This window comes from Haloferax sp. DFSO52, assembly GCF_048158745.1.
In the GTDB taxonomy this organism is placed as follows: Archaea; Halobacteriota; Halobacteria; order Halobacteriales; family Haloferacaceae; genus Haloferax.
Genome location: NZ_JBLOPB010000001.1, coordinates 1330364 through 1353061 on the forward strand (window position 1 = coordinate 1330364; position 22698 = coordinate 1353061).

A 22698-nucleotide genomic window follows, 5' to 3' on the forward strand; every position below is an offset into this window, starting at 1 on the left:
GGGTGGGTACGACACGTCGGAACGCGTCGAATCCCGAGGGGATTTCGAGCGACACGTTTTGGCGGCCATAGATAACGTCTTACATTCGCATACTCTACGACCACGTATGAGCGAGCGCATGGCAGGCCAAGGCACGCGCCTGACGCTCGACCTCTGGCATCCGAACTGCTGGGCAATCGAGGCGACGAGTGAGTACGACGGCGGCATCCTCGCACACGCAATTTACGATGCGCCGACCACAGGTATCGAACGGACGAACGGGCTGTTTACCGCATACGGCGATTCGATAGAGGAAGTCGAACAACTCCTCGACGTGATTGCCGACTCGGCGCTGACCGGAGACGTGCTCGAACTCCAGGAACGGTTCGACACGCGAGGGAGTCACGCGACGCCAGGGTCGGTGGCCCGCGAGTTCTTCCTCGAATACGACCCCGGCGATATGGTCAATCCACACCTTCTCGAACAGGGGTTCGTCCACAGCGCACCCGCTCGAATCGAAGACGGCCGAGAAGAGTGGCAAGTGTGGTTCGCGGGCGAGCGAGGTGAGATACGTGACCGGATTGAGGCAGTCATGGACAGTAGTGGCGCGGACATTCGCGTCGAGTCGATCTCCTCGGCGGAAGGAACCGAACCAGAACGGGAACGCCGACTCGACACACTCACCGATAGCCAACGACAGGCGTTCGAACTCGCCCGACGTGAGGGCTACTACCGCTGGCCACGCGAGGTCTCGACTCGGGAACTCGCGTCGATGCTCGACGTCTCGAAGACGACACTCCTCGAACACCTACGAAAGGCCGAGTCGAAACTGCTCGACCCACAGTAGCCGGCCGATACCGACCGTTCGCTCGTTAGACGCCGAGAACCGCCCGCATGGCGAACAGTGCGTTCTCTTTGCGCTCGCGGACGCGACGGTAGAAGTACTGGAACCACTTGTCGCCATAGGGAACGTACTGCCAGACTTCGACGTCGTCGTCGGCGAGTTCTCGCTGTGCATCTTCGCGAACGCCCATCAGCATCTGTACCTCGTAGGGCGTGCCGTACTCGTCGTGAAGGTCGCGTGCGTGCGAAATCATCTTCGGGTCGTGACTGCCGACGGCGATGCCATCGTCGAACTCGGCGAACATGAACTCCAGCAGGTCACGGTAGGCTTCGTCGACCTTCGATTTCTCTTTGTACGCAATCGATTTGGGCTCGTTGTACGCGCCCTTGACGAGTCTGACCTTTCCGGGAACGTCCGCAAGCCGTTCGACGTCGTCCGGGGTGCGTTTCAGGTTCGCCTGGACGCAGACTCCGACGTTGCCGTCGGTCTCGCGTCCGAGGTCACACACGGCATCGAGCGTCACGTCGGTCGTCTCGTGGTCTTCCATGTCCACCCAGACGAACACCCCTTCGTCGTCGGCGGCGTCGACGATGCGGTCGAGATTCTCGCGAAAGACGCCATCGCTGATGTCCAGTCCAATCTGTGAGGGTTTGACCGAGACGCAGGCATCGAGGTCGGCGTCTGCGATGTCTTGGACGAGCGAAACGTACGCGTCTGCATCAGCGTCTGCGCCTCGTCTATCGGTGTAGTGTTCTCCGAGGAGGTTCAGTATGCCCGAGACACCGTCGCCGTTCAACGATTCGGCGTACGAGACCGCGCCCTCCGCCGTCTCGCCCGCCACGAACTTGTTCGCGATGGGGGGTATCATTACCCCCGTCTAATCAGACACCCCCCCTAAAGGGGAACCCTACCAAATATTTCTGTGATTAGGGGGTTGTAAATATAGTCACAGTCTATCGATTGAGGTGAAATCGGCCCGTCCCCGACCATGGACGGTTACAGGTATATTTACCATAATCCGCGAGAATCGCATGGTATGCCACCACAAGACATCGACCGGAGAACGCTGTTGAAGTTGTCGGGTCTTTCGCTCCTCGGGGCGACGGCAGGTTGTCTCGAAGGTGAAGATGACGAACCGACCACCACGACCGAGTCCAACGGCGGCGGAGGCGGTGGAGGCGGCGAAGAGACGACGACCACCGAATCCGACGGCGGTGGCGGCGGCATGTCGTCCTACGAGATTGGGATGGTCGACTCGCTCACCGGGTCGCTCGCACCGTACGGCGAGCGCAACACCCGTGGCCGTGAACTGGCGCTCGAAGCCATCAACGCCGTCGGCATCGGTGACGACGGTGCGACCCTCAGCATCTCCGTCGAGGACGACGAGAGTACGAATCAGGGCGGCGTCAACGGCGCGCAGAAGCTCGTCAATCAGGACGGCGTTCCGCTTCTCATCGGGTCTGTCGGGTCCGGTGTCTCCATCGCTATCCACGACAGCGTCACGAACGACGCCGGTGTGGTCCAAATCAGCCAGAACAGTACGAGTCCCGAACTGACGTCCCGTCCAAACCTGCTCCGCATGAGCCCGTCCGGTGCAGCGAAGGGGAAGGCGCTCGCCAACCTCGTCTACGACGACGGACACGAGAACGTCGCGGTCACCTGGATCAACAACGATTACGGGACTGGTCTCTCCGACGTGTTCGCAGAGACGTTCGAGTCCTCACTCGGCGGCACTGTCTCGTACAACCAACCCCACGACCAGGGACAGTCGTCGTACAGCGGGATTCTCACGGAGATGGCGTCGACGAACGCCTCGGCGTGGATTTTCATCACCTACGCGAACGAGTACACCGTGATGGTGAACGAAGGATTCGACCAGGGCTACAACACGCAGGTCGATTACTACGGTGCCGAATCCACCATCGCAGACTCCATCATCGAGAACACGCCGGAAGGGGCGATGGACGGCATGAAGGGGATTACCGAGAGCGCCCCGCAGGACCAGGAGAACTACCAGAACTTCGTCTCCGAGTTCGAATCGGCCTACGACGAGACGCCGACCGTCTGGTCCGCGTACGCCTACGACGCCGTGACCGTCGCCGCACTCGCTATCGAAGCGGCCGACGAGTTCACTGGCGACGCACTCGCGTCGGTCGTCCGCGACGTCACCCGTCCAGATGGCGAAGAGGTGTTCACCTTCGAAGAGGCAGCAGCAGTCCTCAAAGACGGTGGCTCGGCCAGCGACATCAACTATCAGGGTGTCAGTGGTCCCGTCGACCTCGACGAGAACGGTGACCCGCCGGGATTCTACCAGGTCTACAGCGTCGAGAACCACGAGTACGTCTTCGGCGACTACATCACCAGCTAATCATGCACGTACGGACCGGGCATAATCCGTCAACCGTGCGGGGGGCACTGCGGTGATTCCGCTTCAGATTAGCCCCTTCCAGTACGTCGTCAACGGGGTGGTGTTCTCGAGCATCATCGTGCTCGCGGCCATCGGCCTCTCGTTAGTCTACAGCATCGCGGACTTCGCGAACTTCGCCCACGGCGACCTCATGACGGTCGGGGCGTTTTCGGCGCTGTTTTCGGTGTCGTTCCTGCAACCGATGCTCGGTGACGTCGGCGTCTTCGGCCTGCCGCTGTGGTTCTTCCTCGCACTCGCGTTTGGAATGCTCTCGGCGGCCGTCATCGCCGTCATCACAGACCGACTCATCTACGAACCGGTGAAAGACTCGGGGTCCATCGGGCTCCTCATCACGAGTATCGGGGTCGCACTCGTCTACCGTGCGATGGTGTTCCTGTCGTTCGGGTCCGACTCCGAACGCTACGGCGTTACCCGACAGGGACCGATTCCGTGGGTTCGTGAGACGTTCGGCGTCGCCGTCACGCCGCGGAATCTCGTCGTCGTCACTCTCGCGACGGTGCTCGTGGTCGCACTCCACGTGACGCTGACGCGAACGACGCTGGGGCGAAAGATGCGTGCGACCGCAGACAACGCGGACCTCGCACGCGTCAGCGGAATCAGAACGAGTGAGGTCATCTTCGCGATGTGGCTCATCGGTGGCGCACTCGCCGCCGCGGGTGGCGTCTTCCTCGGCCTCGAAGAACTCGTCCGTCCACGGATGGGATTCGACATCCTCCTCATCGTGTTCGCCGCCGTCATCCTCGGCGGCATCGGGTCCGTCTACGGTGCGATGCTCGGCGGACTCGTCATCGGAATGGTTCACGAACTCGTCCCACTGTTCAACCAGTGGGGAATCCTGCCAGTCGGGTCGCGGTACGCCGCGGCAGTCGCGTTCGTCATCATGGTCGCAATCTTGCTCGTCAGACCGAGCGGAATCGTAGGTGAGAGCGGATGAGCGTCTCGTCGTGGGTGAACGACACACTCGTTCGCGACCCGACAGAGCGCCGCATCTTCACCATCCTTGGAATCGTCACCGCACTCCTCGTCGTCGGCGTCCTCGTCGGCGTCATCGGACTGCGATTCCTGTTGTTCCAGGTGTCGCTCGTCGGCATGTACGCCTTGCTCTCGCTCGGACTCAACGTCCAGTGGGGCTACGCCGGCCTCATCAACTTCTCAGTCGCGGCGTTCTGGGGCCTCGGTGCCTACAGTGCGGCGCTTCTGACCGCGCCCAACTCGCCGCTCGGACTCGACTTGCACCCGGCACTCGGGTTCCTCGCGGCCATCGTCGTGACTGCGCTCGTCGCGATACTCATCGGTATTCCGACGCTCCGACTGCGCGAAGACTACCTCGCCATCGCCAGTCTCGGCCTGGCAGAGGTCATCCGCATCATCATCCTGAACGAAGACCAGTGGACTGCGGGGTCGAGCGGTATCAGCGGTATCCCGTCGCTCCTCGAGTGGTTGCCACTGACGAGTGCCGCGACGACGGCGAGTATCGTCGTCGTGCTCGGCGTCGTCATCTTCCTGTTCCTCCGGCGCGTCCACCGGTCGCCGTGGGGACGTGTCTTGCGGACCATCCGGTCCGACGAGGACCTCGCGAAGGCACTCGGCAAAGACACCTACCAGTTCAAGATGCAGGCGTTCGTCGTCGGCAGCGTCATCATGGGGATTGCGGGCGCGTTCTACGCCCACCTGAACCTCTACATCGACCCGTCGGACCTCGTCCCGCTGACGACGTTCTACATCTGGATTGCCGTCATCCTCGGCGGCACCGGGTCGAACCGTGGTGCTGTCGTCGGCGCGGCCGTCGTCATCGCGATCCGTGAGGGGACTCGGTTCCTCAACGACGTGCCGGCAATCAACACGCTGGGACTGGACCTCGCACCGCTGCGACTCCTCTTCGTCGGACTCCTCATCATCCTCATCATGCGGTTCCGTCAGGATGGCCTCCTCCCACCGAAGGACGAACTCATCTGGCCGGCCGCGAAGGACAAGAGCGTCGCGACCAGCGGTGGCGGAAGTGGCGGTGCCAAAGCGCAAGCAAAAGGAGGTGACGACTGATGAACGGCGACGTCTACGAGGGTGCGACCCTCGGCAAGGACGATGTCGTGCTGAAGACAGTCAGCCTAGAGAAGGCGTTCGGTGGCCTCGTCGCCACCGACGACGTCTCCTTCGAAGTCGAGCGCGGAACCATCACGGGGATGATTGGCCCGAACGGCGCTGGCAAGTCCACGCTGTTCAACCTCGTCTCCGGGTTCTACGAGAACGACGCCGGTCGAGTGATGGTCAACGGTGAAGACGTGACCGACCTCGAACCGTACCAGCGTGCCCGCAAGGGGCTCGTGCGGACGTTCCAGACGCCTCGGCGACTCGAAGGCATGAGCGTCCGCGAGGCGATGCTCGTCGGTCCCGGCCCACAGGCCGGAGAGTCCATCTTCTCGCTGTTCTTCTCCAGTGACGAAGTCACGCGAGAAGAGCGGGCGAACATCGAACAGGCGCGAGAACTCCTCGAACGCTTCGAAATCGCTCACCTCATCGACCAACCGTCGACCGAACTCTCTGGCGGGCAGTTGAAACTCGTCGAGTTGGCACGCGCCTTCACGACGAATCCCGACATCCTGCTGCTCGACGAACCGGTCGCCGGTGTCAACCCGACGCTGGCGAACGACATCAAGCGGTTCATCCGCGAACTCAACGAGGAGGGCCAGACCTTCCTCATCATCGAACACGACATGCCGTTTATCATGGACCTCGCCGACCCCATCATCGTCCTCGACCAAGGGAAGGTGCTCATGGAAGGCACGCCGGAGGAAGTTCGAACCGACGAACGCGTCATCGAAGCCTACCTCGGAGGTGCCGGTCCATGAGTGACCGCGCACTCGACGTAGAAGGCGTCGACAGCGGGTACGGTGAAGTGCAGGTCCTTCGTGACCTGTCGTTGCACCTCAACTCCGACGAAATCGTCTGCATCATCGGCCCGAACGGTGCCGGGAAGTCCACCGTTCTCAAGACGGTCTTCGGCCTGCTCAAACCGTGGACCGGCACGGTCGAACTCAGTGGCCGAGACATCGCCGGCGAAGAGCCAGAAGACCTGGTTCGAATCGGGATGGGCTACGTCCCGCAGGTCGACAACGTGTTCTCGTCGCTCACCATCGACGAGAACCTCAAGATGGGCGGCGTCGCCCGGAAAGAGGGGCTACAGGCTCGCATCGACGAACTGTACGACCAGTTCTCAATCCTCGACGAAAAGCGAACAGCGAAAGCGAAGACGCTCTCTGGCGGGCAACGCCAGGTGCTCGCGTTCGCTCGCGCACTGGTCATGGACCCGGACGTGCTCCTCATCGACGAACCGTCGGCCGGTCTCGCACCGAACATCGTCAAATCGGTGTTCGAGGACGTACAGAAGGTAAACGAACTCGGCACGGCCGTCTTGATGGTCGAACAGAACGCCCGCGAGGGCCTCGCCATCTCGGACCGTGGATACGTCTTAGACCAGGGAACCGTCGCCTACGAGGGTGACGCCGACAGCCTCCTCGACGACCCGGAAGTCTCGCGGCTCTACATGGGTGGCGCAGACTACGAAGGCGTCGAAGGAGAGTAAGGCGCATCGTCGCCACACCGACTTCGATTTTATTCGTCTGTCTCGAACGAGCCACGGACAGCGTCACCACTGAAAACCTGTAGACCATACTTCATTTCACACTGAAAAATACCCAAAGAAATTAATAATTCAAGCACACTGGTTGTTCTCGAACTGGGATAAAACACACTCATACTACGGATTAATGGCCATATTACACGAACGACTTTCGAGATTGACGCCCGTTTCTGTCGCTGTCATCTTCGGTTTTTTCGCACTCATTCAGGGGGGAGAACACGCGAGCGGTGGTGAGCCACTCGTCGGGTTGGTCGTGAGTGTCGTTTCCCTGCTGTCTATCGGTGTCGGATTCGTCGGAGGCGGTATCTACGTCGCGAAGTCCTCGCTTTCTCCCGGCGCACTGTGGAAACTCGTCGGGTGGTTTCTCGCCGGTGTAATCGTCGGTGGGACGATTGGCACGCTGTTTTTGGTCTACCAGGAGACCCACGGTGGAACGATCATTCACGCGAACTACATCGTCGTCAATACGGCCGCTGGTGGCGCGTTCGTCGCGTCACTTCTCGGGTACACGACGGTCATGCGGTCGGTCAAGGCGGCCGAACTCGAGACGACGAGCGACATTCTCGACACGGTTCGAGAACTCAACCGTCAAATCGCCACGATAGACGACCGTGAGTCGCTCGAACAGGCCGTCTGCGAGACCATCGCAGCTGCGGACTCCTACGTCTTCGCGTGGGTCGGTTCTGTCGACGGTGACGAACTGGTCACCGACGCGTCTGCCGGCACCGACGATGGCTACCTCGACGGTATCACGATAACCATCTCGAGCGGGGAGGCCTCGGCGGGGCCAACGGGAACGGCCGCACGAACGCACGAGTCGGCGGTCATGCAGAACGTTCAGAAAGACCCGTCGTACGAACCGTGGCGAGCGGCGGCGAGCGAGCGAGGGTACCAGTCGAGTATCGCAATCCCGCTCGTCTTCGAGGGGACGCTCTACGGCGTTCTTTCGATATACTCCGACCGAACCAATGCGTTCGACGGCCGTGAACGCGCCGTACTTGAAGAAGTGGGCGTGACGCTCGCGAACTCGCTTGCCGCAGGTGAGACCCGGCAACGTGAGTCGACGCTGTTGAACAGTATGGACGACGTGGTGTTGGTCTACACGACCGAGACTGGGAGGGTCCTCGACGCGAATCAGGCCACGTTCGACCGGCTCGGTGTCGACGCCTCGACACTCGTCGGACGGGGCATCGACTCGTTCGTCGAAACGTCGGGAGATGGCGACTGGTTCCGTGATGAGTCGTCGATTGAGCAGTCCGTGTTCGAATCGATGTTCCGAACCGACGACGGGGAGACGTTCCCCGTCGAAGTGAGCGCCGTTCCGATTCGGTACGAGGGAAAACGGGCGATGCTCGCACTCGCACGCGACATCACGAGTCGCCGGGAGCAGATGCGGTCACTTCGGACGTACATGGAGGCGATAGAACACGCTGGCCACGCAATCTACATCACCGACGCAGATGGCGTCATCGAGTACGTCAACCCGGCATTCGAAGAACAGACTGGCTACGACAGCATGGATGTCCTCGGCGAGACGCCTGCGGTGCTGCAGTCTGGCAACTACAGTGAGGAGTTCTACACGGAGCTCTGGGAGACGATCCAGCGCGGCGACCAGTGGCACTACGAAGGGATGATAGACACGCGAAAAGACGGGTCGGAGTTCTACATCGACCAGACGATTGCGCCAATCGTCATCGACGGAGCGGTGGTCCGGTACGTCGCGATTCACCGTGACATCACCGCGCTCAAAGAGAACGAACAACGCCTCGAAGAGCGGAACGAGCAGTTGGAACTACTCAACCAAATCGTCCGCCACGACATCCGAAACGACATGCAAATCGTCCTCGGGATGAGCCAACTGCTCGAAGACAGAGTCGACGACGACGACTGCCGCGACATGTTGGACTCCATCACGGAGAAATCTGACCACGTGGTCGAACTCACCCAGACCGTCGGCGAACTCATGTCGGCACTTCTGAAAGACGAACCTGACGAACCGTCGTCCGTCTCTGTCAAGCGCCTCCTCGAATCTGAAGTCAACTCACTAGCACACGGATACCCCGACGCTGAGGTCCGCGTCGAAGGAGAGATTCCACCGACTCGAGTGTATGCAAACCAGATGCTCGACTCCGTCTTCAGAAACGTGTTGAACAACGCCATCCAACACAATCGGTCAGATACCCCTGAAGTCGTCGTTCGAGCGACCGAAGACGACGACCACCTCGTCGTTCGAATCGCCGACAACGGACCGGGAATCCCCGAGATACAGCGGCGAACTGTGTTCGGGAAAGGAAAGCGAGGACTCGAGAGCAGTGGAACCGGGCTTGGCCTCTACCTCGTCCATTCGCTGATCGAACAGTACGGTGGACGCATCGACGTCAGCGAGAACGAACCGAGTGGCACTGTCTTCGAAATCCATCTCCGGAAGGCACCCACGCCGGGCGAGCACGCAGTCTGACGGTTACGCAGCCCGTTTTTCTATCTCGCCTTTGAGCGCGCCGGCGTCGAAATCGTGGTCGGGTCGGATGTTGACGAAGTCGAGGAAATCGACCGAGTCGAGGAGTTCCTGCGCTTCGTACACCGACGCGGCGGCCTTCACCGCCTCCTTCGGACCGGCGAGTGGTTCGAGCGCGGCCAGCGCACACGCAAGGTCGTACGAACGGGCGTCGTGCATTCCTTCGTCGTTGACGTTCGTCGCATCGATGAAGTAGATCCCATCGTCGCGGACGAGGACGTTCTCTGCTCGGAGGTCACCGTGTGCGAGGTGGTTGTCGTGCATCTCGTGGAGGGCCGCAAAGAGGTCCGGAGCGAGCGAGATGACTTCCGAGCGCGGTGCGGAATCGAGCGTGTGGAACTCTGGGAGGTACTCCAAGACGAGGACGCCGAGGCCATCGACTTCGAAGGCTTCGACTGGGGCAGGGGCGTTCAACCCGATTTCGCGGAGGTGTTTCGTCGCCTCCAGTTCGTGTTCGGCCATCTCGAGTGGCGTCCCGAAATGTTCGAAGAACCCTTCGGACCCACTGGAGAACGCGCCGAGATTTCGCCCCGTCGTAAAGAGCGCGTGGACGAGTGAGTTCTGCCGGGAGATGACCTTCACGAACCACTCGTCGTCGACGACCATCGGAGTAGAGAGCCAGTTGTCTGCTTCGAGAAAGCGAACGTGGAGGGTGTCGCGGTCGTATCGCCGTGCGAGTTCACGGACGACTGCCTCGAGACGAGGCCACCCGACACGGCCGCGGACAAGCCGACGGAGGTCCATAATCCCCCGTATGACGAGGGATGGCTTAACGTCGTGGGCTCAGCCCTGTTCGTGTCGAACAGTCAACACTGGAACGGGCGACCCTCTGACGACTCGCTCTGCGACGCTCCCGATGATGTAGCGACCGAGCCCACTTCGGCCGTGTGTCCCCATCACGACGAGGTCGATTTCGTCTCGGTGGGCGAATTCGAGTATCTCACTCTCTGGCGTTCCTTCCGTGACCGTCGTCTCGACAGCGACACCAGCGTCCTCTGCCTCGGTCGCAACTCGGTCGAGTGCTTCCTGGCCACTGTCGTAGAGTGCATCACGCACCCGGCTCGTCGAGACTGCAGGCGCGACGTGCCCGGCTTCGCGAACGTCGGCGACGTAGAGGACGTGGAGTGTCGCGTCGTAGCGCGTCGCGTGGTCGATCGCGTGAGCGAGTGCGGCGTCTGCACACTCGCTTCCGTCTGTCGGAAAGAGGATGTGAGAGTACATACGAGAGCGTTCGGGTCGTCGGATAAACAACGTCGGTGGCCGTTCCCAGAGTGTGGGAGTCACCATTCTTCATGGTCGTTCGATTAGTTTATGTCTCGGTCGGCGATAGGTGCCTACATGGATTTCGACGTCCCGGCCGAACACCGGATGATTCGCGACTCGGTCCGAGAGTTCTGTGAAGAGGAGATTGCACCCATCGCACAGGATATCGAGGACGAACACCGCTTCCCGGCGGAGATATTTGACCAGTTGGCCGAACTGGACGTGATGGGCGTCCCCATCTCCGAGGAGTACGGTGGCCTCGGTGGCGACCAGTTGATGTACTCGCTCGTCACCGAAGAACTCGGTCGCGTCTCTGGCGGTATCGGGCTCTCGTATGCGGCCCACGTCAGTCTCGCGTCGAAACCGCTCGAACTGTTCGGAACCGATGCACAGAAAGAACGGTGGTTGACCCCACTCGCGTCTGGCGAATACATGGGTTCGTGGGCGCTCACCGAACCCGGGTCAGGGAGTGACGCCAGCGATATGGACACGATCGCAACGAAGGACGGCGACGGTTACGTCATCAACGGAACGAAGCAGTTCATCACGAACGCGAACGTCGCGGGGTCCGTCCTGGTCAAAGCCGTCACCGACCCAGGAGCGGGATACGACGGAATTTCGACGTTCATCGTCGACCCGAAGAACGACGACGGATTCGAGGTGACGACGGTGTGGGACAAGATGGGTCTCAACTGTTCGCCCACGTGTGAAATTTCCTTCGACGACTGCTGGATACCTGAAGACCGACTGCTCGGCGAAGAGGGCGAGGGGTGGAAACAGACGATGAAGACGCTCGACGGCGGCCGAATATCGATTGCTGCGCTCTCGGTGGGCCTCGCACAGGGTGCGTACGAACACGCCAAGGAGTACGCCGGCGAACGCGAGCAGTTCGGGCAGCCGATTTCGAAGTTCGACGCCATCCGCGACAAAATCGTCTCGATGCACCGCAAGACCGAACGGGCCCGTCTCCTCACGCACAAGGCAGCGACGTTGTACGACAAGGGCGAGCGCGTCAGCACGGAGTCTGCACTGGCGAAACTCGACGCCTCTGAGGCAGCGCGCGAAGTTGCCGAAGACGCAGTCCAGGTGCTCGGTGGATACGGGTACACGACGGACTTCGCACCCCAGCGGTTCTACCGCGACGCCAAACTCATGGAGATTGGCGAAGGGACGAGCGAGATTCAGCACCTCGTCATTGGGCGACAACTCGGCCTCTAAGCTGGCGAGCGCAGCGGGTCGCCACGAACACTCGCGACGTTAGTCGTCTTCTGCTAACGACGCGAGCTGGGCGATGTACGAAAAACTCCGGAGGTGGTCTTCTTCTGTCGGGATTTCTTCGAACTCCGAGGGTGCCGAAAACGATACGATTCGCTCGTGAACTGCGTCGTGTAGGTCGTCGCCGATCCATCCAATATCGCGGTAGTACGAAACCATGAGGAGCGCACCGCGTCCACCGAGTCGCTCGACGAGGTGGACACACCATTTGAGGAGTATCTGTTCTGACCCGGGTGTCCGAGGCACCGATTCGAGATACGCATCTCCGTCGGAGGTGACCATCGCCGTCGTCACGATGAGTCGCTCGTACGCAGTCTTGCGCCACGACTGATTCACTGGTTCGTCGACCCATTCGAACGACTCGTCGCTCCCGCTATCGACAGCATGGTGAACTCTCGACTGTTCGTGATGTTCCGGGGCGACTGGCATCTACTGGTTGGTCTGTATCCTTCGGGATTAAGCGTTCTGGCGGATGTCCTCCCAGAGACAGGTCGTCTCAGTTCTCGGCGAGTGAGCGGTCTCTCGTTGATGGAACAAGGAGGAATAGTCGAGAAGTATCAATGCTGAAAATCAGGGGGAACGGTTTATCAAACAGAGTCGTGACACGTGTACTGTCCAGCCGATGTGATATCCATCGGAGATAATCGAACGTGAGAGAGGGACAAATGCACATCACACCATGACCGAGCCAGTTCAGTTGCCGTACATCTACACGCTGTTCGCCGCTGGTATACTGTCGGGCATCGTCGCCATCGTCGTCCTGATTCGGTTCAGACTCTACTCTCGCCGCGTTCGATTACCATTCGCATTTCTTTCGCTATCCGGCGCTATCTGGGCGACTGCGTACGGATTTTCGCTGCTTACGACAGACCCCAGTTCGGTAGTAGTCTCGACTCGGCTTGCGTGGTTTGGGGCGGTGTTGGTGCCGAGTATCTGGCTCGTCTTCACACTCGTCTACGCCGGAGAGGGACACCACATCACCCGACAGGCGATCGCAATCGTCGCTGTCGAACCGACAGTCGCCTTCGCACTCGGCCTGACGAATCAGTATCACGGGCTCTTCGCCGACCCCGCCGTGTTGTTGGGCGATATTTCGATGAGTCTTACTGGCACCACCAGTCCACTGCTTGGTCTGCACATCGTCTACACGGTTGGTATCACTGTCGCTGCGTTGAGCATCCTCGCAAAGACGGCACTCAACAGTAGCGGTGTCCACAGACAGCAAGCGTTGCTCCTCACGGTGATGGGTGGGATTCCGAGTCTCTCGTTCGCGACGACACTGTTTTTACAACCGACGATACCCATCGACCCGACGCCTGCCTCGCTTGGCGTCAGTTCGGCAGTCATCCTCTGGGCACTCCTCAGACACCGACTCTTCGATATCACACCGGTGGCACGCGACGCAATCCTCTCGGAGATGCGGGACGCCGTCGTCGTGTTAGACAATCACGACCGAATCGTCGAAGCAAACGGTGCGGCCGAAGACATTCTCGAACAGGCAACCGCCGAGTGTATCGGGCAACCGGTTCTCGAAGTCGTGCGACGACCGTCGGAGGTGCAAGCAGTACTCGCAGGAGCCGACCGTGCGGAGACGACTCTCGAAACTGACTCGACTCGACGATACTTCGAAGTCCGGTGCGGTCCCATCGCCGAACAGACAGAGAACCGCGCGAAACTCCTCGTGTTCCACGACGTGACCGAGCGCCGACAGACCGAAGAAGAGTTCCGAGCACTCATCGAGAACTCGCGGGACGTCATCACGATACTCGACGAGAGTGGCGTCTGCACGTACACGAGTCCGTCGACGGTGGACGTACTTGGCCGCTCTCAAGACGACCTCGTCGGGACGGCCGTCCTCACGCTCGTCCACCCAGACGACAGATACCGAATCGGCGAGCAGTTGACGGACGTCATCGACGGTGACGAACTGGTTCGCACCGAATATCGAGTCCGCCACGACAACGGAACGTGGCGGTGGTTCGAGACGGTCGGTGTCAACCTTCTCGACGACGCTGTTATCGAGGGGGTCGTGTTGAACTCCCGTGATGTGACCAGTCGCTACCGTTACGAACAACGACTTCGGGTGCTCAACCGCGTGCTTCGTCACGACCTTCGCAACGACATGAACGTCATCCTCGGACACGCAGACCTGCTTCTGGACCACCAAATCCCTGTGGAGACGAAAGAACATGCGAAGACCATCAAGCAAAAAGCACGGTCGTTGGTCGAACTCGGAGAACAGACACGACAGATAGACACGACACTCGGACACGAGTTGTGCGACCTCTCGCCGGTCGAAATCGTCGGGCGAGTCGAACAGCAGCTCGACGACATCGAAACGAACTATCCGAGAGCGATTATCACCCGAGACCTGCCAGACGAACAGTGGGTTCTCGCCGACGAGCTCATCGAATCTGCACTCAAGAACCTCGTCGACAACGCACTCGAACACAACGACAGAATCGTTCCCCAGGTAAGCGTCACGATAGACCACTCACCGGTCTCAGACGACTTCGTCGAGATGCGCGTCTCAGACAACGGACCAGGGATTCCAGCTGCAGAACTCGCTGTCCTCGAATCGGGAACCGAGACACCGCTCCAACACATCAGCGGCCTCGGACTCTGGCTGGTTCACTGGATAATCGACCGCTCGAGCGGCCACGTACGGTTCGTCGACAACGAGCCGAGAGGAACGACCGCAATCGTCAGACTCCAGCACTCGGACAAAGCGGCGTCCAGTACGCAACACGCTCCAGCGGAATCTCAGACCGACTAAGTACGGAGAGAGCGTTTGCTTCGGGTGCTGCGTTTGCTTCGGCTACCGACCAACCAGTTCTGTGTACCTACTGACGGCTATCAACCAGAGAAACCAACGAGCGGAACCCAAACCCACTGTTCAAATCGCGACACTGCTGCAACTGCGGTTCAATCGGTAGCTACGAGACGCTCTGCAAGACGGTACGCTCCCTCGGCGGCCGCCACGTCGGGGTTGTCGGCGGTGACGACAGTGAGGTCACGACCGAGTTCGTCACCGAGTCGCGCTGCTAACTCGGTCGCCAGTCCCGGAATACACGCCATCCCGCCGGTCACGACGAGTGGCCGGGTGAGCGCGAGTTGATACACGGTCATCTGTTCGTTCGCCAACCGAGCGAAGAACCGCGTCGTGAGTTCCGCGACGACATCGTCGAGATAGGCGTCGAGCGGACCCGTCACCCCGTGTTCGACGGTGAACTCGTCGGTGCGTCCGTCGGGTCGCTCGAGAGTCACTGAAAAGGGTTCGAACGAACTGAAATCAGCATGCGTCTCTTTGTATCGTCTCGCAGTTTCACTGTGGACCGACACCGACCCGTCAGTCTCGTCTGCAATCGCTTCGGCGATGGCTTCGTCGACGTCGCGGCCCGTCGCTGCGGGAGACGACACTGGTGAGAGTCGCTCACCGCGTCGGTACGCACAGGCTTCGAGCGTCGTCGCACCGAGATTGAGTGCGATGAATTGGTGGTCGACTGCACGCACACCGTCTCCGAGGGCGGGGATTGCCCCACAGAGTGTTTCGGGAAACCCACGACTGAATGCGCAGCCGACAGGACTCTGTTCGACGATGGTAGCGAGGTTGGCGAGGCCGCACTCGTCCGTGACCATCGGGATGGCGTAGACGACGGCACTGTCTTCTGGCAACTCGTGTTCCAGACACAGGTTCTCGAAGAACTGTTCAGTCAGCTTTGCACGGCGAGCGTCCGCTGGAAGCCCCGAGTGAAGGAGGTATTCCGCGTTGCTTGGGTGCTCTTGCTGCTGTTGAGCGGCCATCTGCCCGAGAAGTGTGGGTGCGGGCGCGTCGCTGTTCACAGTGTCCTCGGAACTCGTGTGGCGTGTGCGGCGATGGACCGTCTTTCGTCGACCATCGGTGTCACGATAGACGACGACAGTGCGATCGCTCCCGAGTTTGACACCGATTGGAGTCGGGGTACTGTCGTCGTTCGACACGTCCGAGTCAGTCGCTATGTCTGTCATTCGTTACCACCTGTAATGAGCGGTGAAGCGGTGAGTCATGTGTATACACGTCGTTGAACTGAGGAGAGACCGGTACGTGGGTTCGTCGTCGGGGTTACACCATCGACGAGAGTCGAGCGACGTAGACGAGACTCAGTAGATGGTCGTCTACGTCGAGGTCTGTCGGGTCATCGACCTCAGCAGAGAAGCCGAGCAAGTAGTCCCGGAGCGTCTCTTCGACGTTGGCAGTGAGCCATCCGACGGTCTTGTAATACTCGAGCGCATCCATCGCTCGTTTGAATCCACCTTTGAGGACGAGAAATTCCAGCCAATCGAAGACGACACGTTCTGCACCGTACTTGTCGGGGAGTCCCCGGAGATACGGCTTGGCGATGGTCTCGTCTTCGTCGCGAGACTGGTGAACCAGCAGGTGTTCGAGTTGGCTCGAGCGAAGCGCTTCCGACGCGGGTTGCGCACTCCGGTCGAACAACGGGTTGTTGAAGCGGAACGGGCTCCGGTCGTCGAGCCGAGAGTCTCCGTTCCGGCGCTGGTTCGGTGCGTCTCGTGCGATGCGTCGGATTTCGTCGGGGTCGTAATCGTCCGGGTCCAGGTACATTGGTCTCCTCGTTTCGGGACGGCACGACTCCCCCAAGTCCCCCGACTTGGGTTGGTAGCGCAGAGCGCTATCGAGATGTCACACGCGAGTATCGCACCGTTTCGGTGAAAACACTCGAAGGAGGTATCATAAATCTACCCGATTTAGAATCAATCCTGATAATTAGGGTCCGCGAGAACGTGTTCGACAGTGGGTGCTGAGAAAAGTAGTGGCGGTTACAGTGTCTGGTCGCCAGTGGTTACAGTGTCTGGTCGCCAGTGTGTGCACTTCGTACACGCAGGTCTCCGTTCTCAGAATCGAACTCTAGGGAACGGCCGTGCTCACCACCAACGTCTGCTGCGACGACATCGATACCCAGACGATCGAGGGTCTCCCGAGCGGAGTCGACGTTTCGTTCACCGATACTCGTCCCGTCGGTTGCAGACGTAAAATCGAACATATTGCTTCCTCCGGCGAGTTTCGCAACGACTCGGTTGGGGTTGGCACCGGCGGCTTGCATCGCTGACAGTAACGATTCGATAGCTGTATCCGCGAACTTCGCAGTCCGCCCGCCTTCGTTTGCGGTCGGAAGCATGGCGTGTGCGAGGCCCGAGACGTTCGAGACAGGGTCGTAGAGCGCGACACCGATACACGAACCAAGCCCACTCGTCGTCAAGGTGTTCCCGTCGCTATCGACAGCAAATTCGGCGATGCCGACTTTGATTCGTCCTGACGTTGGTGTGGGTGTGTCCGAGGTGTAAACTTGCATACTAGTCTCTCCGAGACAGGATTATGCGGCGGGTGCTAGTTGCTCGAGTGCCTTTCGTAGCTCACTCTGGTCCGGGAGGGCGTAGATATCGCACGTGAACTCGTCGTCGTTCGTCCGGATGGTCGAATCGATAAGGAACGCGTACTCTTGGGACTGTGCGAGGTCGGTCGCAAGCGGGTCGACGATTGCGGACCCGATGTCGTGGACGTGTTTCGGTGGGGAGATCTCGATCGTCGTCTCGAGCGCGTTCGCCCAGCCATCGAGGAATCCCGACGTGACGATGTTCCCGATCTCCTGAATTGCACTCTGTCGCATCGCCTCGTCGTCTTCCATGCCCGGAAGGAGTGAACTCGCGATATTCTCGGCGGAGGGTTCGTCGAAGAGGATAGCGATGTAGCCACTTGGGGTTCCGGAAAACTCCAACACGACACCACGGCGAACGGCGTCTGTCAGCGACATCGGGACACCCTCTATGGGGACGAAGCTCAATCGGCTCACTTCGACGTCGGTATCGATGCCAGTCATCGCAGAGATATCGTCCGACGCCTGCGAGGCACCGTCGCTAATCATCTCTGAGAACGAAGCGAACGACTCGACAGGAAGTGCGCCATCGTCACCGCTGGCTTCGATGATCGTCTGGATAGAGTCCGGTGACGGAATCATATAGAGGTCGAACCCGACTGCATCGGCGGCCGTTTCGAGTTGGTTTCGAAACACCAGGATTTGCTCGGTTTCTGCGTTGGGTTCGAACCCGTCGACGTTGACGTCTGCAAGTGGGTCACCGGCGTCTTCGTCCACGTACGTCGGCGTCGTGATGTCGATGGAGGTGTCGAGATAGTTCGCCCATCCGTCGATGAATCCGCCGAGCATGATGTTCGCGACTTCCTTCAGACTGCTCGTGGCGAGTTCGTTGGTAGCGTCGCTCCCATCGAGTTCAGGAACGAGTGTTTCGACGATGCGATCTGCCGATGTCGGCGAGAACGCCAGTATGGTTCGTCCGTCCAAACCGCCGCTGAATCCGATGTTGACGCTCACCAGTTCGCGTTCTGAAAACTCGCGTACGACGTCGGCTTTCGTACCGAGTTCTACCTTGGTGACGTTGACGTACGTGTCGATACCTGCCAGCGTGGTCAACGACCCTGCTGCCTTCTCCGCGCCCGAGTGGGCAAGACGGCTAAACGTTCGGAGCGACCGTACGTCGAGATTCATGCCTCTGCCTGAATGACGTCTGCGATCGCCTGGAGAACGTTTGGTTTCTGGAACGGTTTCGTAATGTATCCGTCTGCCCCCGCCTCGACTGCTTCACGCATCTTTTCTTCTTGTCCCACCGACGTGCACATGATGACCGACGCACCGGGGTCTGCTGACTTGATTTCGGACGTCGCTTCGATGCCGTTTCGAATTGGCATCACGACGTCCATCGTGACGACATCAGGGTCGAGCTCGCGGTAGAGTTCGACCGCCTCGACGCCGTTTTCGGCCTCGCCGACGACTTCGTGTTCACCCTCTAAGAGTTGTTTGAGGAGGTTCCGCATGAACGCAGAGTCGTCCACGACCAGTACCTTGTTTGCCATACATCGAATTTTCCAAAAATCAGACCATAAACCCTTCCACCCCATTATCAAGCCTGATACGGGGTGTCTGCCTCCACGACGCTACCCTCACGACTCCGGAACACGAAACCGAGAACGAGAAATTGACACCCCAAAAAGAGCGTGCGAGCTATCGCTTCGTACGCGGGGGAAAGGACGCCCCGGACTCTTCGACGGCATCCAGTAGATTGCCAATCGAGTCGTCGCGTCCCAACCCATGTGCAGCAGCGAGTGCCTCGACAGCACGCCCCGGATACGTGACCTGTACTTCTGAGGCCAAGAGTAAGATTCCGAGTACTTCGTCGGTCGGAGTCTCACCACTTCCAATCGCGTCTGCGTACCAACTGACGAGTGAGTGAAAGACGTCGGTAACGTCGTTCGAGACAGACTCGTGTTTCTCGACGTTCCCATCGACGAGCGCGGTCGCGACCACTGCGTGGTCTGCTTGGATCGCCCCGACGCGTTCGGTCAGGAGTCGACGGGCGATTATCGCACGTTTTCGCGGATTTCGAGGGAGGACGACTTCTCGCCTGGTGTTCGACTGGTCGCCGTTGGCCTCGCTGTCCTCCTGGCTCGTGTGGTCCGCTGTGTCGGATTTGTCAGCGCCGGATTTCTTAGCTCCGGACACCTCAGCCACGGAAGCCTCAGCGTCTACCCCTTCTTCGTTTGACCCCGCTTCGTTGGGCCCACCTGCATCGGTTTCGGCTTCCGTTGTGTCGACGCGAGGAGGCGTGTTCCCAGTGGTGATGACGTATCTCCCCGAGTCGATTCGGGCGACACGCTCGTCGTGACTGATGTCGAGTTCGTCGGTGTTGATTACGCCCTGCTCTCGTCGTCTGCTGGTTGGACGCTCGTCGTCGTCCATCGGCGGATGCTCGAAGTGGCGGTATATAATTCCATCGTCGGAACTGAGAACTGAAATCTCGAGTCCAATACTACAATTGAGAATGTGCCAATTCGACAACCAACATATTAACAAGCCGCGCGTACCGATTGTTTTCCATCTATGGAGTCTGACAGGACCCTCTCAGCGCTGGGAAATGAATACAATCCCGATATCCTTCGTGCGGCGGACGAACCGCACTCTGCACAGGAGTTCAGCGAGATGTTGGATATTCCCATCGCAACCTGTTATCGCCGAATTGAGGAACTGACGGCAGCCGGACTTCTCGAACTTCACGACCGGGTTCTCTCTGATGAACATCGCAGAACGAACGTCTACCGGAGAGAAGTCGACGAAATCGTCGTTCGATTCGACCGGGACGACTACACAGTGAGTGTGACAGAACGACCTGAGGTCAAGAACAAACTCGACGACGTCTGGCGAAAGATCGCACAGGACTAACGCGCTCGACTTCGACTCCCTTCATATCCATTATTTGACTAGTTTTGCTCTCTAACGCGCGCATAGGCATGCAAAGAATTCTGTAGAATACCACTACTGTTCTCCGATATCAACTCTGATATTGAGGGCCGTAGCGTTATGTACATCCTGTTCAAGTGGTTGCTCGAAGGACTCCGCTCGCCAGAGTGGGGATCCACGACAACCCATGTTCGATAACATTACTGAAGACCGGGGTCAGGTCGGTATCGGGACCCTCATCGTCTTCATCGCGATGGTTTTGGTCGCCGCAATCGCGGCGGGTGTCCTCGTGAACACGGCTGGCTTCTTGCAAGCCACAGCACAGGACGCAGGACAGGAAAGTGTAGACAAGGTCACGAACCGACTCGACGTCGTCAGTGTCCACGGGATGGTCAACGACAGTTCGAGCGGTCTCGCGGTCGACAGCATCAACCTCACTGTTCGACTCGCAGCAGGTTCCGGCAGTGTCTCGTTAGAGGACACGTCCATCAAGTACCTGAGTGACGAGACGGCGCGGAACCTAGTCTACAAGAACGAGACGACTGACGCGACCGGTGACACGCTTCGCAGTGTCTCCGAATTCAACGAAAGTGGACTTGATCAGGGTCTCAACAACACCGAGTTCACTGCGCACAAACTCGAAGACGGGAGCGACACCTCGTTCCCTGTTCTGAACAACCAGGCAGACCGCTACGAGATCATCATCAACGCGTCGGTGGTCGAAGAGAACGGTGCAGGTATCTCGACCGGCGAATCGGTGAAACTCGAAATCACGAGTCGTTCGGGGGGTTCGACACAGGTCATCCTGACGATGCCGCAGCAACTCGCTGGCAAGTCTGACGACAACCCGGTGGCCCTCTAAGGAGTGATACAAATGTTCGAAATATTCAACGAAGAAGATCGCGGTCAGGTCGGTATCGGTACGCTCATCGTCTTCATCGCGATGGTTCTCGTCGCCGCAATCGCGGCGGGTGTCCTCGTGAACACGGCAGGATTCCTGCAAGCGACGGCTGAAGACGCAGGTCAACAGAGTGTGAACAAGGTGACGAACCGTGTCGAAGTGCTGAACACGCACGGAACTGTGGGCGGCAGCGAAGACATCGCCAACATCACGATGACTGTCCGTCTCGCGGCAGGTTCGGACGCAGTGGACATGAACGAGACGTCGATAAAGTACCTCAGTGAAACCGAGGTGACGACGTTGACGAACAGCACGGCCGCGGAAACGTTCCCAACGGCCACCACGTTCAATCTCACCGAAGTCACCGACGACGACCAATCGTTCGGTGTGCTCAACAGCATGAACGACCGATACGAGGTAAAAATCAACAGCTCCGCAATCGAGTCCGGAACTGGCGGCCTCTCGACGGGCGAGACCGTGAACCTCGAAATCACGAGCCGTACCGGTGGTACGACGCAAGTCATCCTGACGATGCCGCAGCAACTCGCTGGCAAGTCTCAGGGCGAACCGGTCGAACTCTAACCTCGGCTCCAAGCGGTTTTCACTTTATCTCACATCCCACTGAGCGGCAGCACTCCGTCTCCGCTCGACTCGAGTCACTCGAATCCGATGTGGCTCGGCGTCGTGACGCACCAGTTTCCCGACGGCGCTGGTATAGTCCCCGTCGGCGACGTGAGCACACCGATGACTCTCGAATAGAAGCAAAACGGAAACGGAACCTGCGCCGTTACTCTGTCTCTTCGCCGAACCACGGCGGCGACTCGCCGACCATCGAGAAGCCTGCTGCTTGCTCGTAAATTTTGATGCCTCCCTGCTCGATTTCCAGTGGGAACATGGAGTTCTTGATGCTCTGTTTGCGCATCTTGGCGACCCAGATGTACCGGTTGCTCGTCGCGCCGGCAGGGCTCTGGATGAGATAGATGTTCCCGTCGGTGAGGAAGTTCTCGAGACCGATGTCTGTCTCGGGGAAGATTGCAGACTGTTCTGTCGTCAACAGCGACGTGAGGCCACTGTCTTTCAGGATGTCGATGAACTTCAGGAGATACTGTCGTTGCTCCTTCTCGTCGTCGAAGAAGAGCTGGAACATCGTCAGCGAGTCGAGGACGAGCCGGTCGTAGTTCGTATCTTGTAAGTCGTCGAGGATGCGGTCGAGGGTCGAAGAGAAGTCGCCGTCGCGGAGGAGTGTGCGTTTGTCGTAGACTTTGATTTTGCCGGATTCGACGTACTCGTGCCAGCGGTCGAACCCAATCGACTCCGCTGCCTCCCGAATGTCGTCTTCGGCCTCCTCGAACGTGAGATACAATCCACCTTCGTCGAACTGGTCGACGCCGTTGTAGAGGTACTGTAACCCGAGGATACTCTTCCCTGTCCCTGGGTTACCGCTGATGAGCACTGCGGCGTCCTTTACGATACCGCCGTTCAGGATGGAATCGAGTCCTTCGACACCGGTCTTGACTAGTTCTGTCATAATTTGTGTGCGACGAGTGTTG

23 protein-coding genes are annotated in these 22698 nt (G+C 59.3%); 12 read left to right on the forward strand and 11 right to left on the reverse strand.

From position 1 onward, the window contains the following. Positions 1-106 precede the first annotated feature (106 nt). Entirely contained in the window at positions 107-826 is a 720-nt protein-coding gene (locus tag ACK3SC_RS06935) for a helix-turn-helix domain-containing protein (protein WP_416839378.1), read from the forward strand. A 25-nt stretch (positions 827-851) separates the two neighbouring features. Here the strand turns inward: ACK3SC_RS06935 and ACK3SC_RS06940 are convergent, their stop codons facing one another. Beyond that, positions 852-1691 carry a proline dehydrogenase family protein gene (locus ACK3SC_RS06940; protein WP_416839379.1) on the reverse strand — a complete coding sequence of 280 codons (840 nt, stop codon included), beginning with the start codon at positions 1689-1691 and terminating at the stop codon, positions 852-854. A gap of 183 nt (positions 1692-1874) precedes the next feature. Between ACK3SC_RS06940 and ACK3SC_RS06945 the strand changes: the two genes are divergently transcribed. The 6 genes from ACK3SC_RS06945 (at position 1875) to ACK3SC_RS06970 (ending at position 9346) form a co-directional block, all read left to right on the forward strand. Next, on the forward strand, positions 1875-3191 hold the full coding sequence (locus tag ACK3SC_RS06945) for an ABC transporter substrate-binding protein (protein ID WP_416839955.1): 1317 nt from the start codon (positions 1875-1877) through the stop codon (positions 3189-3191). A gap of 52 nt (positions 3192-3243) precedes the next feature. Then, a complete protein-coding gene (locus ACK3SC_RS06950) occupies positions 3244-4185 on the forward strand; it encodes a branched-chain amino acid ABC transporter permease (protein WP_416839380.1) in 942 nt (313 codons plus the stop codon). Continuing rightward, positions 4182-5291, forward strand: a complete 1110-nt coding sequence (locus ACK3SC_RS06955; RefSeq protein ID WP_416839381.1) for a branched-chain amino acid ABC transporter permease — start codon at positions 4182-4184, stop codon at positions 5289-5291. Before ACK3SC_RS06950 ends, ACK3SC_RS06955 begins: the two co-directional genes overlap by 4 nt. After that, positions 5291-6097, forward strand: a complete 807-nt coding sequence (locus ACK3SC_RS06960) for an ABC transporter ATP-binding protein (RefSeq protein ID WP_416839382.1) — start codon at positions 5291-5293, stop codon at positions 6095-6097. The genes ACK3SC_RS06955 and ACK3SC_RS06960 overlap by 1 nt, the downstream gene beginning before the upstream one ends. Further along, complete coding sequence (locus ACK3SC_RS06965; protein ID WP_416839383.1) at positions 6094-6831, forward strand: ABC transporter ATP-binding protein; 738 nt, start codon at positions 6094-6096, stop codon at positions 6829-6831. The genes ACK3SC_RS06960 and ACK3SC_RS06965 overlap by 4 nt, the downstream gene beginning before the upstream one ends. 184 nt (positions 6832-7015) lie before the next feature. Beyond that, the gene (locus ACK3SC_RS06970; RefSeq protein WP_416839384.1) at positions 7016-9346 is read left to right on the forward strand and encodes a PAS domain S-box protein; all 2331 of its coding nucleotides are present in this window, start codon (positions 7016-7018) and stop codon (positions 9344-9346) included. 3 nt (positions 9347-9349) lie between these two features. Here ACK3SC_RS06970 and ACK3SC_RS06975 read toward each other — a convergent pair whose 3' ends face one another. After that, a complete protein-coding gene (locus tag ACK3SC_RS06975; protein ID WP_416839385.1) occupies positions 9350-10147 on the reverse strand; it encodes an RIO1 family regulatory kinase/ATPase in 798 nt (265 codons plus the stop codon). Between the two features lie 39 nt (positions 10148-10186). Next, positions 10187-10624, reverse strand: a complete 438-nt coding sequence (locus tag ACK3SC_RS06980; protein ID WP_416839386.1) for a universal stress protein — start codon at positions 10622-10624, stop codon at positions 10187-10189. Between the two features lie 117 nt (positions 10625-10741). On the opposite strand from ACK3SC_RS06980, the gene ACK3SC_RS06985 reads away from it, so the two are divergent. Continuing rightward, a complete protein-coding gene (locus ACK3SC_RS06985) occupies positions 10742-11884 on the forward strand; it encodes an acyl-CoA dehydrogenase family protein (protein WP_416839387.1) in 1143 nt (380 codons plus the stop codon). A 39-nt stretch (positions 11885-11923) separates the two neighbouring features. Here the strand turns inward: ACK3SC_RS06985 and ACK3SC_RS06990 are convergent, their stop codons facing one another. Continuing rightward, positions 11924-12370, reverse strand: a complete 447-nt coding sequence (locus tag ACK3SC_RS06990; RefSeq protein WP_416839388.1) for a FlaD/FlaE family flagellar protein — start codon at positions 12368-12370, stop codon at positions 11924-11926. A gap of 250 nt (positions 12371-12620) precedes the next feature. Here ACK3SC_RS06990 and ACK3SC_RS06995 point away from each other — a divergent pair, with 250 nt between their 5' ends. Beyond that, positions 12621-14717, forward strand: a complete 2097-nt coding sequence (locus ACK3SC_RS06995; RefSeq protein ID WP_416839389.1) for a histidine kinase N-terminal 7TM domain-containing protein — start codon at positions 12621-12623, stop codon at positions 14715-14717. A 149-nt stretch (positions 14718-14866) separates the two neighbouring features. On the opposite strand, the gene ACK3SC_RS07000 is transcribed toward ACK3SC_RS06995, so the two are convergent. The 6 genes from ACK3SC_RS07000 to ACK3SC_RS07025 all read right to left on the reverse strand — a co-directional run bounded on the left by ACK3SC_RS07000 (position 14867) and on the right by ACK3SC_RS07025 (position 19749). Beyond that, positions 14867-15949, reverse strand: coding sequence for a hypothetical protein (locus ACK3SC_RS07000; protein WP_416839390.1), 1083 nt, complete (start codon positions 15947-15949; stop codon positions 14867-14869). 94 nt (positions 15950-16043) lie between these two features. Further along, entirely contained in the window at positions 16044-16544 is a 501-nt protein-coding gene (locus ACK3SC_RS07005; protein WP_416839391.1) for a FlaD/FlaE family flagellar protein, read from the reverse strand. A 238-nt stretch (positions 16545-16782) separates the two neighbouring features. After that, entirely contained in the window at positions 16783-17292 is a 510-nt protein-coding gene (locus tag ACK3SC_RS07010) for a chemotaxis protein CheD (RefSeq protein WP_416839392.1), read from the reverse strand. Between the two features lie 21 nt (positions 17293-17313). Continuing rightward, complete coding sequence (locus tag ACK3SC_RS07015) at positions 17314-18501, reverse strand: chemotaxis protein CheC (protein WP_416839393.1); 1188 nt, start codon at positions 18499-18501, stop codon at positions 17314-17316. Continuing rightward, complete coding sequence (gene cheY, locus ACK3SC_RS07020; RefSeq protein ID WP_416839394.1) at positions 18498-18866, reverse strand: chemotaxis protein CheY; 369 nt, start codon at positions 18864-18866, stop codon at positions 18498-18500. Before cheY ends, ACK3SC_RS07015 begins: the two co-directional genes overlap by 4 nt. 148 nt (positions 18867-19014) lie before the next feature. Then, on the reverse strand, positions 19015-19749 hold the full coding sequence (locus ACK3SC_RS07025) for a hypothetical protein (protein WP_416839395.1): 735 nt from the start codon (positions 19747-19749) through the stop codon (positions 19015-19017). Positions 19750-19890: 141 nt separating this feature from the next. Between ACK3SC_RS07025 and ACK3SC_RS07030 the strand changes: the two genes are divergently transcribed. The 3 genes from ACK3SC_RS07030 (at position 19891) to ACK3SC_RS07040 (ending at position 21730) form a co-directional block, all read left to right on the forward strand. Next, positions 19891-20229 carry an ArsR/SmtB family transcription factor gene (locus ACK3SC_RS07030; RefSeq protein ID WP_151109215.1) on the forward strand — a complete coding sequence of 113 codons (339 nt, stop codon included), beginning with the start codon at positions 19891-19893 and terminating at the stop codon, positions 20227-20229. A 205-nt stretch (positions 20230-20434) separates the two neighbouring features. Further along, on the forward strand, positions 20435-21109 hold the full coding sequence (locus tag ACK3SC_RS07035) for an archaellin/type IV pilin N-terminal domain-containing protein (protein ID WP_416839396.1): 675 nt from the start codon (positions 20435-20437) through the stop codon (positions 21107-21109). Positions 21110-21121: 12 nt separating this feature from the next. Continuing rightward, entirely contained in the window at positions 21122-21730 is a 609-nt protein-coding gene (locus ACK3SC_RS07040; RefSeq protein ID WP_416839397.1) for an archaellin/type IV pilin N-terminal domain-containing protein, read from the forward strand. 205 nt (positions 21731-21935) lie between these two features. Here ACK3SC_RS07040 and ACK3SC_RS07045 read toward each other — a convergent pair whose 3' ends face one another. Continuing rightward, the gene (locus tag ACK3SC_RS07045) at positions 21936-22676 is read right to left on the reverse strand and encodes an RAD55 family ATPase (RefSeq protein WP_151109212.1); all 741 of its coding nucleotides are present in this window, start codon (positions 22674-22676) and stop codon (positions 21936-21938) included. Positions 22677-22698: the final 22 nt, after the last annotated feature.

Coding starts and splice junctions, on each gene's coding strand:
- ACK3SC_RS06955 (WP_416839381.1), top strand. CDS start 4,182: ATGAGCGTCTCGTCGTGGGTGAACGACACACTCGTTCGCGACCCGACA.
- ACK3SC_RS06960 (WP_416839382.1), top strand. CDS start 5,291: ATGAACGGCGACGTCTACGAGGGTGCGACCCTCGGCAAGGACGATGTC.
- ACK3SC_RS06985 (WP_416839387.1), top strand. CDS start 10,742: ATGGATTTCGACGTCCCGGCCGAACACCGGATGATTCGCGACTCGGTC.
- cheY (WP_416839394.1), bottom strand. CDS start 18,866: ATGGCAAACAAGGTACTGGTCGTGGACGACTCTGCGTTCATGCGGAAC.
- ACK3SC_RS06995 (WP_416839389.1), top strand. CDS start 12,621: ATGACCGAGCCAGTTCAGTTGCCGTACATCTACACGCTGTTCGCCGCT.
- ACK3SC_RS07025 (WP_416839395.1), bottom strand. CDS start 19,749: ATGGACGACGACGAGCGTCCAACCAGCAGACGACGAGAGCAGGGCGTA.
- ACK3SC_RS07005 (WP_416839391.1), bottom strand. CDS start 16,544: ATGTACCTGGACCCGGACGATTACGACCCCGACGAAATCCGACGCATC.
- ACK3SC_RS07010 (WP_416839392.1), bottom strand. CDS start 17,292: ATGCAAGTTTACACCTCGGACACACCCACACCAACGTCAGGACGAATC.
- ACK3SC_RS07045 (WP_151109212.1), bottom strand. CDS start 22,676: ATGACAGAACTAGTCAAGACCGGTGTCGAAGGACTCGATTCCATCCTG.
- ACK3SC_RS07035 (WP_416839396.1), top strand. CDS start 20,435: ATGTTCGATAACATTACTGAAGACCGGGGTCAGGTCGGTATCGGGACC.
- ACK3SC_RS06935 (WP_416839378.1), top strand. CDS start 107: ATGAGCGAGCGCATGGCAGGCCAAGGCACGCGCCTGACGCTCGACCTC.
- ACK3SC_RS06975 (WP_416839385.1), bottom strand. CDS start 10,147: ATGGACCTCCGTCGGCTTGTCCGCGGCCGTGTCGGGTGGCCTCGTCTC.
- ACK3SC_RS07030 (WP_151109215.1), top strand. CDS start 19,891: ATGGAGTCTGACAGGACCCTCTCAGCGCTGGGAAATGAATACAATCCC.
- ACK3SC_RS06980 (WP_416839386.1), bottom strand. CDS start 10,624: ATGTACTCTCACATCCTCTTTCCGACAGACGGAAGCGAGTGTGCAGAC.
- ACK3SC_RS06970 (WP_416839384.1), top strand. CDS start 7,016: ATGGCCATATTACACGAACGACTTTCGAGATTGACGCCCGTTTCTGTC.
- ACK3SC_RS07040 (WP_416839397.1), top strand. CDS start 21,122: ATGTTCGAAATATTCAACGAAGAAGATCGCGGTCAGGTCGGTATCGGT.
- ACK3SC_RS07015 (WP_416839393.1), bottom strand. CDS start 18,501: ATGAATCTCGACGTACGGTCGCTCCGAACGTTTAGCCGTCTTGCCCAC.
- ACK3SC_RS06965 (WP_416839383.1), top strand. CDS start 6,094: ATGAGTGACCGCGCACTCGACGTAGAAGGCGTCGACAGCGGGTACGGT.
- ACK3SC_RS07000 (WP_416839390.1), bottom strand. CDS start 15,949: ATGACAGACATAGCGACTGACTCGGACGTGTCGAACGACGACAGTACC.
- ACK3SC_RS06990 (WP_416839388.1), bottom strand. CDS start 12,370: ATGCCAGTCGCCCCGGAACATCACGAACAGTCGAGAGTTCACCATGCT.
- ACK3SC_RS06940 (WP_416839379.1), bottom strand. CDS start 1,691: ATGATACCCCCCATCGCGAACAAGTTCGTGGCGGGCGAGACGGCGGAG.